Below are 14,415 nucleotides of genomic sequence, written 5' to 3'. Positions count from 1 at the left end.
GTCAGCCGCGCGCGAGGTCGGACAGCAGGCTCGCCGCCAGGGTGAGCTTGGAGAGGCTGAGGCCGGTGGCGGCGATGTCCTTCACCGTCGCCCGCATCCGCTCCACCTCGGTGCGGCGCGCGGACACATAGGCCTCGACCGCCTCCTCGCCGGCGCCGCCGGTGGCCAGCATCTCCACCGTCGCCCGGCGCAGGAAGGTCTCGATCTCGCCCAGCGCGCGGTCGAGGGCGAGGCGGTCGTAATAGTCGGTGGTGGCGATGATGCGCGCCTGGGTGACGAGGTCGTCCACGGCGAAGTAGCGGCCGGCGGCGTAGAAGGTAGAGGCGGCATCGGTGATCGCGCGTCCCGTCGCCTGCGCCACCAAAGCGATGTCGGTGGCGGCCGCGAGCGCGGGCATCAGCACCAGGCGCCGGGCGAGGCCGGCCGGCACCTCCTTCGCCTCCAGCTCGCCGGAGCGCAGGGCGCGGCGCTCGCGCCAGGCTTCCGGCAGGCTCTCCTCGATGGTGTCCACCACCGCGGCGATGCCGTCCGCATACTGCGCCACCACCGCTTCGGCGCCGTCGGCGAACGAGGCGTTGCGCAGGAACCAGACGATGCGGCCGACCAGGAGGTCCTGCACGCTGGTGTAGAGGTCGAGCTGGATCGCGCCCTCCACCTTGTTGTCCAGGGCATCGATGGCGGCCGTCAGCTCCGGCAGGCGGTAGACGTCGCGCACCGTGACGTAGGCGCGCGCCACCGCGCCGGCATCGGCGCCGGTCTGGTCGGCGATGCGGGCGAAGGCGGTGGGCCCGCCCTCGTTGATGAGCCCGTTGGCGAGCCGGGTGGCGATGATGTCGCGCCTGAGGCGATGGTGCTCCACCGCCTCGGGGAAGCGCCGCTCGATGGCGTCCGGGAAATAGGCGGAGAGCTCGCGGGCGAAATAGGGATCGTCCAGCGCCGGGCAGGCGAGCAGGTCCTCGTGCAGCGTGAGCTTGGCATAAGCGAGCAGCACCGCCAGCTCCGGCCGGGTGAGCGCCTCCCCGCGCGAGCGGCGGTCGGACAGCTCCATGTCCGAGGGCAGGAACTCCACCGCCCGGTCGAGGTCGCCGCGCAGCTCCAGCATCTGCATCAGGCGCTGGTCGAAGGCCAGCTCGCCGACGCCGCGCCGCTCGGCCAGCGAGAGCGCCAATGTCTGGCGGTAGTTGTTGACGAGCACGAGCCCCGCCACGTCGTCGGCCATCTCCTTCAGGAGCGCGGCGCGGTCGGGCCGGGTGAGGGCGCCCTGCTCCAGCGGCAGAGCGAGCGCGATCTTGATGTTCACCTCCACGTCGGAGGTGTTCACGCCGGCCGAATTGTCGATGGCGTCGGTGTTGAGCCGCACCCCGCGCCGCGCCGCCTCGATGCGCGCGCGCTGGGTCATGCCGAGGTTCGCGCCCTCGCCGACCACCCGCGCGCCGAGGTCGCTCGCGGCGATGCGCACCGCGTCGTTGGCGCGGTCGCCGGCCTGGATGTCGGTCTCGGCGGAGGCGCGCACATAGGTGCCGATGCCGCCGAAGAACAGGAGGTCCACCTTGGCCTTGAGGATGGCGTTGATGAGCTCGGCCGGCGCCATCTCCTCCCGGTCGACGCGCAGCAGCGCCCGCACCTGAGGCGACAGCGGGACGCTCTTGGCCGAGCGCGCGAACACGCCGCCGCCGGGCGAGATCAGGCTGGCATCGTAGTCGGCCCAGGAGGAGCGCGGCAGGTCGAACAGCCGCTGGCGCTCGGCATGGGCGCGGGCGGGGTCGGCGGGGTCCGGATCGAGGAAGACGTGGCGGTGGTCGAAGGCCGCCACCAGCTTGATGGCGGACGACAGCAGCATGCCGTTGCCGAACACGTCGCCCGACATGTCGCCGACGCCCGCAACCGTGACAGGCGTGGTCTGGATGTCGATGTCCAGCTCGCGGAAGTGGCGCTTCACCGCCTCCCAGGCGCCGCGGGCGGTGATGCCCATGGCCTTGTGGTCGTAGCCCACCGAGCCGCCGGACGCGAAGGCGTCGTCGAGCCAGAAGCCGTGCCGCGCCGAGATGGCGTTGGCGGTGTCGGAGAAGGTGGCGGTGCCCTTGTCGGCGGCGACCACCAGATAGGGATCGTCGCCGTCGAGCCGCACCGTGTCGGCCGGGTGCACGACGGCGCCGCCCTTCAGGTTGTCGGTGATGTCGAGCAGCGCGGAGACGAACACCTCGTAGGCGGCCGTGCCCTCGGCCATCACCGCCTCGCGCGGGCCGGCCGGCAGGCGCTTCGGCACGAAGCCGCCCTTGGCGCCCACCGGCACGATGACCGCGTTCTTCACCTGCTGCGCCTTGACGAGGCCGAGCACCTCGGTGCGGAAGTCCTGCGGCCGGTCGGACCACCTGAGGCCGCCGCGCGCCACCGGGCCGAAGCGCAGGTGCACGCCCTCGACGCGCGGCGAATAGACGAACACCTCGTAGAGCGGGCGCGGCAGCGGCAGGCCCTCCACCTCGGCGCTCTTGAACTTGATGGATATCGCCTCCCGCTCGCGGCCCTCCGCGTCGCGCTGGTAGAAGGTGGTGCGGATGGCCGCGTCCACGAGGTTCACGAACCGGCGCAGGATGCGGTCGTCGTCGAGGCTGGAGACCTTGGCGAGCTCGGCGTCGATGGCCGCGCGCAGCGGCGCCTCGCGCGCCGCCCGCGCCTCGGGCGCGCCGTCGAGCGCCGGGTCGAAGCGGGCGTGGAACAGCGCCACGATGTGGCGGGCCAGCGGCTCGTGGGCGGCGAGCGCCGTCCACAGATAGTCCTGCGAGAACGGGATGCCGGCCTGGCGCAGATAGCGGCCGAGCGCGCGCACGAGGGCCGCCTCGCGCCAGCTCAGCTCGGCGTCGAGCACCAGGGTGTTGAAGCCGTCATTCTCCGCCGCGCCGCGCAGCACCGCGTTCAGGCAGTCCTCCAGCCGCGCGGGCGATGCGGCCATGGAGATGGCGCCGCCGTCGGCGCGCTCCAGCGACATGTCGTGCAGCCAGGAGCGCGCCATGCCAGGGCCCGCCGGCTCGATGCGGTAGGTGCGCTCGTTGATGGCCTTCAGGCCCATGTTCTCCAGCATCGGCACGCGGGTGGACAGCGGCAGCGGCTGGCCGAAGGACAGCAGGCGCAGGGAGATGCGCCCGGCCCCGTCCTCGGGGCGGCGGTAGAAGTCGATGGCGATCGGCCGCTCGTCCGACATCCGCTCCAGGAGGTCGATGTGGGAGAGGGCGGTGTCGATGTCGTAGGCGGCGACGTAGCCGGGGCCGAAGGCGTCGGCATAGCGGGCGGTGAGCGCGTCGGCGGCCTCCGGCGCGTGGCGCCCGGCGATCGCCGCGCCGAGCTTTTCGCCCCACGACATGACGAGGCTCGAAACCTCGGCCTCCAGTCCGGCGCGGTCCACCTGCGGGATGCGGCCGACGCGGCGGCCGATGATGAAGTGCACGCGGGTCAGCGGCACGTCCGGCAGGAACACCGGCGTGAAGGTGGAGACGTGGCCGTCATAGGCGGCGGCGAGCAGCGCGCCCACCGCCTCGCGCACCGCTGAATCGTAGCGGTCGCGCGGCAGGTAGACGAGCACGGACGCGAAGCGGTCGAACGGATCGAGGCGCGGCAGCACGCGCACGCGCGGCCGGTCATAGAGCGAGAGGATGTCGCTGGCATAGGCCAGCAGCGTGTCGGCGTCGATCTGGAACAGGTCGTCGCGCGGATAGGTCTCCAGCGCGGTGGAGAGCGACTTGCCGGAATGGCTCTGCGGATCGAGCCCGGCGCGCTTGAGCACCGCCTCGGCCTTCAGGCGCAGATAGGGAATCTCGCGCACCGAGTGGGTGTAGGCGGTGGAGGTGAGCAGGCCGATGACGCGGAGCTCTCCGGAAAGCCGGCCTTTCTCGTCGTGGATCTTGATGCCCACATAGTCCATGAAGGCGCGGCGGTGCACCCGCGAGCGCAGGCTCGCCTTGGTGAACAGCAGCGGCTGGGGACCTTCCAGGAAGGCGCGCACCTCGGGCGTCGTCACCACCGGGTCGGCGCCGAGGCGCAGCTCGTGGACGGACGGGTCGCGCAGCACGCCGAGCCCGCTGTCGGGGACGGCGACGAGGCCGCCGTCGGCGGCGAGGTCGTAGCGCCGCACGCCGAGGAAGATGAAATTGTCGTCGGTGAGCCAGTCCACGAGGTCGGCCGCCTCCTCGCGCGCGTCCTCGTCGTAGCTGTGCTTCTCCTTCTTGAGGCTCTTGCCGAGCGCGCGCACCTGCTTGCGCATGGCCTGGAAGTCCTCGTTGATGGCCCGCACGTCGGCCAGCGTCTGCTCCAGGGCGCCCTTCAGGTCCGCCCGCGCGGCGGCGCCGAGCGCCCGCACGTGCAGATGGATCAGGCTCTCGTGGCGCTCCCCCTCGTCCTTGCGGGCCTTGCCGGACTGGAGGGTGACGGCGCCGTCCTTGCCGCGCTCCAGATGCAGGATGGGATGGGCGACCAGCGTCAGCTCGACGCCCCGGTCGGCGAGCTCGCCGGCGAGCGAGTCGAACAGGAAGGCCATGTCGTCGTTCACGGTCTCGATCACCGTGACGGCGCCGCCCAGCGCCTCGGGATTGAACACCCGCACATCCGTGGCGCCGGGCGCGGCGACGCGCGCCAGCACGTGCGCCCAGGCGTCGCGCACCAGAACGGCGAGGGCGGAGGCCGGCAGGGGGGCGATGTCCTCCGGCGCGGGGGCGCCGAGGAACAGGTCCACGAAGGCGTCGGGGACCGGCGGCCTGGCGCCGCCGAGAAGCTCGCGCACCCGGTCGGCGCGGGCCTGGGCGTCGATGTCGGTGCCGGCGGCTTGAAATTCGCGGACGTTCATGGCCATTCCCCCTGAGGCTGCCGCCACCCTTGGGGAGGGGTGCGCGGTCGACCCGTCCTTCGGACCCCCGAAGGTGGTCAGCATGTGGTGCGTCACCGCGACGCGAAGATGACGAGGCAAGGCTGATGGCTACGAAAATGCGTGCATCCGGCCGCAAGGGCCAGGAAAACAAGAGCGGCGCCGAAAAAACGCGCACGCCCGAAAAGAAGGCGCCCGCCGGCAAGCCGGCGAAGGCGCCCCGCGCGGCGGCGGCGCAGGCCGCCGGGGCCCCGGCCAAGGCCGTGAAGTCCACCGCGAAGCCGGCCGCCAAGGCCGCTCCCAAGGCCGCTCCTAGCCCCGGCCCCAGATCCGCCGCCGCGCGTGGACGCGACGACCTGCCGGCGATCGCGCTCGGGCTCGCGCCGGCGGAGCTCGACGTGCCGACCCAGGCCTATTTCGACAAGTGTGTGGAGAAGATCGGCTTCGTCCCCAACGTGCTCGCCGCCTATGCGTTCGACATGGCGAAGCTGTCGGCGTTCTCGGCCATGTACAACGATCTCATGCTGGCGCCCTCGGGCCTGTCGAAGCTGGAGCGCGAGATGATCGCGGTGGCGGTCTCGAGCGTGAACCGCTGCTATTACTGCCTCACGGCGCATGGCGCGGCGGTGCGCCAGCTCTCGGGCGACCCGATCCTCGGCGAGCAGATGGTGATGAACTATCGCGCCGCCCGGCTCGATGCCCGCCAGCGGGCGATGCTCGACTTCGCGGTCAAGCTCACCGAGCGCCCGCACGAGGTGGAGGAGGCGGACCGCGACGGCCTGCGCCGCGTCGGCCTCTCCGAGCGCGACATCTGGGACGTGGCCGCCGTGACCGCGTTCTTCAACATGTCGAACCGCATCGCCGCCGCCACCGACATGCGCCCGAACGAGGCCTACCACGCCCAGGCGCGCACGCCGGCGGCCTGAGCGGCCCGGTCTGCGGCGGGGCGGTCGGGTGCCGCGCCCCGTCTCGGCGCCCGGAAGTGGCGGCGCTGTACAGGATCGAAGGTAGCCTATACCTTCGATCCTAAAAAAAATTCATAAGGCAGCCGTGGAATTTCAGGGTGTCGCGGGCGGGTGGTTAGACTAAGGCAGCATGACTTCCAGAATTGCTTCATGCGGCCCGACCGCCTATTGACGTCGGCACGGCGCACCGTGCTACGGTGCGCCGCAATCAGAAGCGCGCCGCTCAAGGTGCCGATCCAGGGATGAGTGCCGTGCGCGCGAGAGCTGCCGGCCGGAACAGCGAGGGCGTACCGCGATCATGGACACTGTCTCAGACGTGCCCTACATCGTTGAAGCAGCAGGTCTCACCAAAGAATTCAAAGGATTTGCGGCGGTCAAGAACGTCGACCTGCGGATTCGACGCCACACCATCCACGCCCTGATCGGGCCCAATGGTGCCGGCAAGACCACCTGCTTCAACCTCATCACCAAGTTCCTGGAGCCGACGCGCGGGACCATCCGCCTGAACGGGCGCGACATCACGCGCACGCCGCCGGCGGACGTGGCGCGGCTCGGCATGGTGCGCTCGTTCCAGATCTCCGCGACCTTCCCGCACCTGAGCGTGCTCGACAACGTGCGCATCGCGCTGCAGCGGCCGATGGGCAACTCGTTCCATTTCTGGAAGTCCGAGAGCGCGCTCGACGGCCTGAACGACCGCGCCATGGCGCTGCTCGCCGACGTCGACCTCACCTCCTATGCCAACCATCTGGCGGTGGAGCTGCCCTACGGCCGCAAGCGCGCGCTGGAGATCGCCACCACGCTGGCGCTCGACCCGGAGATGCTGCTGCTCGACGAGCCGACCTCGGGCATGGGCCGCGAGGACATCGCCCGCACGGCGGAGCTCATCAAGCGCGTGTCCAAGAACCGCACCATCCTGATGGTGGAGCACAACCTTTCCGTGGTGGCAGACCTGTCCGACATGATCACCGTCCTGGCGCGCGGCGAGATCCTCACCGAGGGGCCCTATGCGGAGGTGTCGAAGAACCCGCAGGTGATCGAGGCCTACATGGGCACGGGCGGAGCGCACTGACGATGGCCACCGACGCAACCGCCCTTCTCGACGTCAAGGACCTGCACGGCTACTACGGCGAGAGCCATGTGCTGCACGGCATGACCTTCGAGGTCCATCCCGGCGAGGTGGTGACGCTGCTCGGGCGCAACGGCGCCGGCAAGACCACCACCATGCGCGCCATCATGGGGCTGCTGCGCAAGCGCGCCGGCTCGATCCGCTACGAGGGCACCGAGACGGTCGGGCTTCCGCCCAACAAGATCGCCCGCCTCGGCATCGCCATCTGCCCGGAGGAGCGGGGCATCTTCTCCTCTCTGTCGGTGCGCGAGAACCTGCTGCTGCCGCCGGTGGTGCTGCCGGGCGGCCTCAGCGTCGACGAGATCCACGAGCTGTTCCCGCGGCTCGAGGAGCGCCGCAACAGCCAGGGCACCAAGCTCTCGGGCGGCGAGCAGCAGATGCTGGCGATCGCGCGCATCCTGCGCACCGGCGCCAAGCTGCTGCTGCTCGACGAGCCGACCGAGGGCCTCGCGCCGGTGATCGTCCAGCATATCGGCGAGATCATCCGGACCCTGAAGCAGAAGGGTTTCACCGTGCTGCTCGTGGAGCAGAACTTCCATTTCGCCTCGACCGTCGCCGACCGCCACTACGTGGTGGAGCACGGCCGGGTGGTGGACATGGTGGAAAATGACAAGATCGCGGAAAACGCGGCGCGTCTTGAAGCTTTCCTCGGCGTCTGAGCCGGGCTTCCTTGCACAATCATGCCGGCGGTCAGCCGGCGGGAGGAGATAAGATGCGTCTTGCAGCCATTTTCCTGGCGGCCAGCTGCCTTGCCGGCGCCGGCGCCGCTTACGCGGCCGATCCCATTCCCGTGAAGATCGGCGTGCTCAACGACCAGTCCAGCCTCTATGCCGACCTCGGCGGGCAAGGCTCGGTCTGGGCCGCCAAGAAGGCGGTCGAGGACTTTGGCGCCGCCGCCAAGGGCCTGAAGGTGGACGTGATCTTCGCCGACCACCAGAACAAGGCGGACGTGGGCACCTCGGTGGCCCGCCAGTGGTATGACGTGGACGGCGTCGACGTGATCGTCGACACCCCGAACTCCGGCGTCGCGCTCGCGGTCTCCGGCGTCACCAAGGAGAAGAACAAGGTCTTCATCAATTCCGGCGCGGCGACCTCCGACCTCACCGGCAAGGCCTGCACCCCCAACACGGTGCACTGGACCTACGACACCTGGGCGCTCGCCAACGGCACCGGCAAGGCGATCGTGAAGACCGGCGGCAACACCTGGTTCTTCCTCACCGCCGACTACGCCTTCGGCCACGCGCTGGAGCGTGACACCGAGGCGGTCGTGCTCGCCAACGGCGGCAAGGTGGTCGGCAAGGTGCGCGTGCCGCTCAACAACGCCGACTTCTCCTCCTTCCTGCTGCAGGCGCAGTCGTCGAAGGCGAAGATCATCGGCCTCGCCAATGCCGGCGGCGACACCATCAACTCCATCAAGCAGGCGGCCGAGTACGGCATCGTCGCGGGCGGCCAGAACCTCGCCGGCCTCCTCATCTTCCTCACCGACGTGCACTCGCTCGGCCTCAAGACGGCGCAGGGCCTGAACCTGACCGCCGCCTGGTACTGGGACCAGACCGACGCCAACCGCAAGTTCGCCGACGAGTTCGCCAAGGCCAACGGCGGCAAGCGGCCGACCATGGTCCAGGCGGGCGTCTATTCGGGCGTGCTGCACTATCTGAAGGCGGTCGAGGCGCTGAAGTCCGCCAAGGACGGCGCCGCGGTGGTGGCGGAGATGAAGAAGCTGCCCACGGACGACCCGCTGTTCGGCAAGGGCGAGGTGCGCGCCGACGGTCGCCACATCCATCCCATGTATCTCTACCAGGTGAAGACCCCGGCCGAGTCGAAGGGCCCGTGGGACTACTACACCCTGAAGGCGACCATCCCGGCCAACGAGGCGTTCCGCCCGCTGTCCGAAAGCGAGTGCCCGCTCGTCAAGAAGGGCTGATCCCCTTTGTCCCGGGCCGGCCTTCCAAGGCCGGCCCGCCTTTCCTGAAGAGACGCTCGCGATGTTCGAACTCCTCGGCATTCCGCCTCAGGCGCTGTTCGGCCAGCTTCTGCTGGGCCTGATCAACGGCGCGTTCTACGCCATGCTGAGCCTCGGGCTCGCGGTGATCTTCGGCCTGCTCAACGTCATCAACTTCACCCACGGCGCGCAGTACATGATGGGCGCGTTCGGGGCGTGGATGCTGCTGAACTATCTCGGCATTCCCTTCTGGGGGGCGCTGGTGCTCTCGCCGCTGATCGTCGCCATCATCGGCATGGTGATCGAGCGAACGCTGCTGAGAAGGCTCTACCATCTCGACCATCTCTACGGCCTGCTGCTCACCTTCGGCCTCGCCCTCATCATCGAGGGCCTGTTCCGGCGGCAGTACGGCTCGTCCGGCCTTCCCTATGACAACCCGCTGCCGGGCGGCACCAATCTCGGCTTCATGTTCCTGCCCAACTATCGCGGCTTCGTGGTGGTGGCCTCCCTCGTGGTGTGCCTCGTGACCTGGTACGTGATCGAGCGCACCAAGCTCGGCTCCTACCTGCGCGCCGCCACCGAGCGGCCGGACCTTGTGCAGGCGTTCGGCATCGACGTGCCGCGCATGATCACGCTCACCTACGGCTTCGGCGTCGGCCTCGCCGCGCTCGCCGGCGTGCTCGCGGCGCCCGCCTACCAGGTGAGCCCCACCATGGGCTCGAACCTCATCATCGTCGTGTTCGCGGTGGTGGTGATCGGCGGCATGGGCTCGATCATGGGCGCCATCGTCACCGGCTTCGGCCTCGGCATCGTCGAGGGCCTCACCAAGGTGTTCTACCCCGAGGCCTCTTCCACAGTGATCTTCGTCATCATGGCCCTCGTGCTCATGGTGAAGCCCGCCGGCCTCTTCGGCACGGCCAAGTGAGGGCGTCGAGATGAGCTCTACCCCTGCCACCGCCGCGCCCGCCGCCACCGCCCGGAGCCCCAGCTCCGGCCTGCTCGCCGTGTTCGGCATCGCCGCCGTCGCGGTGATGCTGGTGGCGCCCTTCGGCGTCTATCCCGTGTTCCTGATGAAGGTGATGTGCTTCGCGCTGTTCGCGTGCGCCTTCAACCTGCTGCTCGGCTATACCGGGCTCCTGTCGTTCGGCCACGCCATGTTCTTCGGCGGCTCGGCCTATATCTGCGCCCACACCATCAAGGTGCTGGGCTTCTCGCCCGAGCTCGGCATCCTCGCCGGCGTCGCCTTCGCCGCGTTCCTCGGGCTGCTCGCCGGCCTGCTCGCCATCCGCCGCCAGGGCATCTATTTCGCCATGGTGACGCTGGCGCTGGCGCAGATGTTCTTCTTCTTCTGCCTCCAGGCGCCGTTCACCGGCGGCGAGGACGGGCTTCAGGGCGTGCCGCGCCGGCCGCTGTTCGGGCTGATCGACATCACCAAGGACATCAACCTCTATTACGTGGTGCTGGCGATCTTCGTGTTCGGGTTCCTGGTGATCTACCGCACCATCCACTCGCCGTTCGGGCAGGTGCTGAAGGCGATCCGCGAGAACGAGCCGCGGGCGATCTCGCTCGGCTACCGGGCGAACCAGTACAAGCTGCTCGCCTTCGTGCTCTCGGCCGCGCTCACCGGGCTTGCCGGCTCCACCAAGGTGCTGGTGTTCCAGCTCGCCTCGCTCACCGACGTCGCCTGGCAGATGTCCGGCGAGGTGGTGCTGATGACGCTGGTGGGCGGCATGGGCACCATCCTCGGCCCGATCGTCGGCGCCGCCATCATCGTCACCATGCAGAACTACCTCGCCGGCCTCGGCGAGTGGGTGCTGGTGATCCAGGGCGCCATCTTCGTCGCCGCCGTGTCGCTGTTCCGCCGCGGCATCGTCGGCGAGATCATCGCCATCGTCAGCTACTACAAGAGCGGCAAGCAGCAGCCCTGAGGCGCAGGGCAGGGGGGCGGACAGAGCCCCGCCACCGGGACCGGGGACGCGTCCCCCCTTCCCCCCTGGGCCGGCAGGCGTCGCCGGCCTCCGGCAGGTGCGGCTCGCGGACGCCCTCGCGCTCCGGCCGCGTGACTCTTTTCGTGCGATGCGCTCTGCTGCGACCCCACCGGGACCTTCTGCGCGTCGGCCTCGGCTGGCAGGACGCTTCAGAGGCCACCTTATGAGTCCGACCCATCGCCCGCGCCCGTTCCCGCGCCCATCCTTGCGCGTGGCCCTCGCCGCGCCCGGTCTGGCGCTTGGCCTGGCGCTCGCCGCCTGCGGGCAGAACGGCGCGCAGGTCTTCTCCGGCTACGTGGAGGGCGACCTGCTCTTCGTCGGCCCGGAGGAGGCCGGCCGGCTCACCGCGCTCGACGTCAGCGAGGGCGACAAGGTGACGGCGGGGGAGGTTCTGGCGCGGGTTGAGGAGGACCTCCAGCAGGCCGAGGTGCGGGCCGCCGAGGCGCAGATGAAGCAAGCGCAGGCGCAGCTGGAGAATGCCCGCTCGCCGCTCCAGCGCCCGGAGGAGATCGCCATCCTGGAGGCGTCGGAGATGCGCGCCAGCGCGGCGCTCGACCTCTCGCGCATTGAGCTCGCCCGGCAGAAGCAGCTGGTGCCGAAGGGCGCCTCGTCCCAGGCCAATCTCGACGCCGCCCAGCACGATTACGACGAGAAGCAGGCGGCCCTCGACGAGGCGCGCCGGCGCATCTCCGCCGCCCGCATCGCCTCGCGCGTCCAGGAGATCGACGCCGCCGAGCAGGCCGCCGATGCCGCCAAGGCGCAGCTGGAGGCGGCGCGCATCCGCCTCGCCCGCCGCACCCTGAAGACGCCGCGGGACGGCGCGGTGCAGACCGTCTACTACCGCGTCGGCGAGCTGGTGCCGGAAGGCCGCCCGGTGGTCTCGGTGCTGCCCCCGAGCCTCGTCAAGGTGCGCTTCTTCGTGCCCGAGGCGATGCTGCCCAAGGTGGCGCTCGGCCAGGAGATCGACGTCACCTGCGACGGCTGCCCGCCGATGAAGGCCAGGGTGTCCTTCATCTCCGACGCGGCGGAATATACTCCGCCCGTCATCTACAGCCGCGAGGAGCGCGCCAAGCTGGTCTATCTCGTGGAGGCGCGGCCCACCGACCCGGCCGCCGCCCGTCCCGGCCAGCCGGTGAGCGTGACGCTGGGGCCGAAGCCGTGAGCGTGCCGGCGGCCGACGTCGCCATCGAGGTGGAGGGCCTCAGCAAGCGGTTCGGCGCCAACCTGGTGGTGGACAGCCTCACCATGACGGTGAAGCGCGGCCAGATCTACGGCTTCCTCGGCCCCAACGGCTCGGGCAAGACCACCACCATCCGCATGCTGTGCGGCCTGCTGACGCCCGACGCCGGGCGCGGCACCTGCCTCGGCATGGACATCCTGACCCAGGGCCGGGAGATCCGCGCCCATGTGGGCTACATGACGCAGCGCTTCTCGCTCTACCAGGACCTCTCGGTGAAGGAGAACCTGGAGTTCGTCGCCCGCCTCTACGGGGTGCCGAAGCCGGAGGCCGCCGCCCAGGCGGCGCTGGAGCGGCTCGGCCTCAAGGGGCGCGGGCGCCAGCTCGCAGGCGAGCTGTCGGGCGGCTGGAAGCAGCGCCTCGCGCTCGGCGCCTGCATCCTGCCGGAGCCGGACCTGCTGCTGCTCGACGAGCCCACCGCCGGCGTCGACCCGCAGGCGCGGCGCGAGTTCTGGGCGCAGATCCACGCGCTGGCCGCCGAGGGGCTGACGGTGCTGGTCTCCACCCACTACATGGACGAGGCCGAGCGCTGCCACGAGATCGCCTACATCGCCTATGGCCGCCTGCTGGCGCAGGGCACGGTGGCGAGCGTGATCGCCGCCTCGGGCCTCCACACCTACACCGTGGACGTGAAGGGAGAGGGGGCGCGCGCGGCGAGCCAGCGCATCGCCGATCTGTCGCAGAAGCTCACCGCGGCGCTGGGCGTCGACATGGTGGCGCCGTTCGGCACCTCGCTCCACATCTCCGGCCGCGACGCCGCGGCGCTGGAGGCCGCCATCGCCCCGTTCCGCGCCGAGCCGCACCTGGTCTGGCGCAAGGATGAGCCGACGCTGGAGGACGTCTTCATCGACCTCATGCGCGGCAAGGATGCGCGGCGATGACGGCGCGCACCGGCATCGCCGGCTTCCTCGGCCGGGTCACGGCCATGATCGTGAAGGAATACATCCAGCTCACGCGGGACCGGGTGACCTTCGCCACCATGATCATGATCCCGCTGCTGCAGCTGGTGCTGTTCGGCTACGCCATCAACACCACGCCACGGCATCTGCCCACCGCCGTATTCTCGCACGAGAACACCGATGTCTCGCGGGCGATCCTCGCCGCGCTGCGGAACACCGCCTTCTTCGCCTTCGTGCGCGAGGCGCGCAGCGCCGAGGAGGCCGAGCACCTGGTGCGGGCGGGCGAGGTGCTGTTCTTCGTCGAGATCCCGGCCGGCTTCGAGCGCAGCCTCCGGCGCGGCGACCGGCCGCAGATCCTGGTGGCGGCGGACGCCACCGACCCGGTCGGCTCGGCCAACGCGCTGGCCGCGCTCTCGGGGGTGGTCGGCACCGCGCTGGCGCGCGAGCGCTTCGTCGGCGCCATCGCCCAGGAGGCGCAGGGGCGCGAGGCCACGAGCCAGGACGCGTTCGAGATCGTGCAGCACCGGCGCTACAACCCCGCCGGCACCAGCCAGCTCAACATCGTGCCGGGCCTGCTCGGCACCATCCTCACCATGACCATGCTGATCTTCACCGCGCTCTCGGTGACGCGCGAGATCGAGCGCGGCACCATGGAGAGCCTGCTCGCCATGCCGATCCACCCGGTGGAGATCATGCTGGGCAAGATCATCCCCTACGTGATGGTGGGCATCCTCCAGGCGGTGCTGATCCTCGGGGCGGGCATCCTGCTGTTCTCCGTGCCGGTGGAGGGCAGCGTCATCGTGCTCTCGGCGGCGACGCTGCTGTTCATCACCGCCAACCTCTCCATCGGCTACACCTTCTCCACCCTGGCGCAGAACCAGCTCCAGGCGGTGCAGATGTCGTTCATGTTCTTCCTGCCCTCGATCCTGCTGTCGGGCTTCATGTTCCCGTTCTCGGGCATGCCGGAATGGGCGCAGTGGATCGGCGAGGGGCTGCCGCTCACCCATTATCTGCGCATGGTGCGCGGCATCCTGCTGAAGGGCTCCGGGCTTCCCGACCTGGTGCGCGACGGCGCGGCGCTGTTCGCGCTGATGCTGCTCGCCATGGGCATCGCGGTCGCCCGCTTCCGCCAGACGCTGGACTGACGCCGCGCGGGGCGCCAGGGCGCTTCCCTGTGGTCAAGATTGGAATCGTGATAGGCTGACACGACCGAAGGGATGATTCCCGGCGGGGTCCAGGGGCTGGACTGCGGAGGCGCAATTGCCGCGCGGCAAGATGTCGCCAAGCTGTCGGGACAAAGTCGGGGCTGCCGAGCATGAATATTTTCGGACAGCGGAGAGGCATGTCTCCTGAGCCGGGGCAAGTTCGCCCGACATCGAAGTATGTCCGAAGAACAATCGTCACAA

General features: G+C 69.9%; 10 protein-coding genes. 9 read left to right on the top strand and 1 reads right to left on the bottom strand.

The window, feature by feature from the left end; translation table 11 throughout:
• Position 1: 1 nt before the first annotated feature.
• On the bottom strand, positions 2-4,834 hold the full coding sequence (locus V5F67_RS20090) for an NAD-glutamate dehydrogenase (RefSeq protein WP_394020347.1): 4,833 nt from the start codon (positions 4,832-4,834) through the stop codon (positions 2-4).
• 374 nt (positions 4,835-5,208) lie between these two features.
• Here V5F67_RS20090 and V5F67_RS20085 point away from each other — a divergent pair, with 374 nt between their 5' ends.
• From V5F67_RS20085 to V5F67_RS20045, 9 genes are all read left to right on the top strand, one after another.
• Positions 5,209-5,778, top strand: a complete 570-nt coding sequence (locus V5F67_RS20085; protein ID WP_394020431.1) for a peroxidase-related enzyme — start codon at positions 5,209-5,211, stop codon at positions 5,776-5,778.
• 337 nt (positions 5,779-6,115) lie between these two features.
• Complete coding sequence (locus tag V5F67_RS20080; RefSeq protein WP_394020345.1) at positions 6,116-6,886, top strand: ABC transporter ATP-binding protein; 771 nt, start codon at positions 6,116-6,118, stop codon at positions 6,884-6,886.
• 2 nt (positions 6,887-6,888) lie between these two features.
• Positions 6,889-7,602, top strand: a complete 714-nt coding sequence (locus V5F67_RS20075) for an ABC transporter ATP-binding protein (protein WP_394020343.1) — start codon at positions 6,889-6,891, stop codon at positions 7,600-7,602.
• A 53-nt stretch (positions 7,603-7,655) separates the two neighbouring features.
• Entirely contained in the window at positions 7,656-8,867 is a 1,212-nt protein-coding gene (locus V5F67_RS20070) for an ABC transporter substrate-binding protein (protein WP_394020342.1), read from the top strand.
• 61 nt (positions 8,868-8,928) lie between these two features.
• Positions 8,929-9,810, top strand: a complete 882-nt coding sequence (locus V5F67_RS20065) for a branched-chain amino acid ABC transporter permease (protein WP_394020340.1) — start codon at positions 8,929-8,931, stop codon at positions 9,808-9,810.
• A 10-nt stretch (positions 9,811-9,820) separates the two neighbouring features.
• On the top strand, positions 9,821-10,813 hold the full coding sequence (locus V5F67_RS20060) for a branched-chain amino acid ABC transporter permease (RefSeq protein ID WP_394020338.1): 993 nt from the start codon (positions 9,821-9,823) through the stop codon (positions 10,811-10,813).
• 223 nt (positions 10,814-11,036) lie between these two features.
• On the top strand, positions 11,037-12,035 hold the full coding sequence (locus V5F67_RS20055; RefSeq protein ID WP_394020336.1) for an HlyD family secretion protein: 999 nt from the start codon (positions 11,037-11,039) through the stop codon (positions 12,033-12,035).
• Positions 12,032-12,991, top strand: coding sequence for an ABC transporter ATP-binding protein (locus V5F67_RS20050; RefSeq protein ID WP_394020334.1), 960 nt, complete (start codon positions 12,032-12,034; stop codon positions 12,989-12,991). The genes V5F67_RS20055 and V5F67_RS20050 overlap by 4 nt, the downstream gene beginning before the upstream one ends.
• Positions 12,988-14,154, top strand: coding sequence for an ABC transporter permease (locus tag V5F67_RS20045; protein WP_394020332.1), 1,167 nt, complete (start codon positions 12,988-12,990; stop codon positions 14,152-14,154). The genes V5F67_RS20050 and V5F67_RS20045 overlap by 4 nt, the downstream gene beginning before the upstream one ends.
• Positions 14,155-14,415 lie beyond the last annotated feature (261 nt).

Source organism: Xanthobacter pseudotagetidis (genome assembly GCF_043194795.2).
Taxonomy (GTDB): domain Bacteria; phylum Pseudomonadota; class Alphaproteobacteria; order Rhizobiales; family Xanthobacteraceae; genus Xanthobacter; species Xanthobacter tagetidis_A.
Note: the sequence above shows the minus strand (reverse complement) of the source record. Positions and strands in the feature narration are given on the sequence as shown.

Coding starts and splice junctions, on each gene's coding strand:
- V5F67_RS20080 (WP_394020345.1), top strand. CDS start 6,116: ATGGACACTGTCTCAGACGTGCCCTACATCGTTGAAGCAGCAGGTCTC.
- V5F67_RS20055 (WP_394020336.1), top strand. CDS start 11,037: ATGAGTCCGACCCATCGCCCGCGCCCGTTCCCGCGCCCATCCTTGCGC.
- V5F67_RS20060 (WP_394020338.1), top strand. CDS start 9,821: ATGAGCTCTACCCCTGCCACCGCCGCGCCCGCCGCCACCGCCCGGAGC.
- V5F67_RS20045 (WP_394020332.1), top strand. CDS start 12,988: ATGACGGCGCGCACCGGCATCGCCGGCTTCCTCGGCCGGGTCACGGCC.
- V5F67_RS20065 (WP_394020340.1), top strand. CDS start 8,929: ATGTTCGAACTCCTCGGCATTCCGCCTCAGGCGCTGTTCGGCCAGCTT.
- V5F67_RS20075 (WP_394020343.1), top strand. CDS start 6,889: ATGGCCACCGACGCAACCGCCCTTCTCGACGTCAAGGACCTGCACGGC.
- V5F67_RS20070 (WP_394020342.1), top strand. CDS start 7,656: ATGCGTCTTGCAGCCATTTTCCTGGCGGCCAGCTGCCTTGCCGGCGCC.
- V5F67_RS20090 (WP_394020347.1), bottom strand. CDS start 4,834: ATGAACGTCCGCGAATTTCAAGCCGCCGGCACCGACATCGACGCCCAG.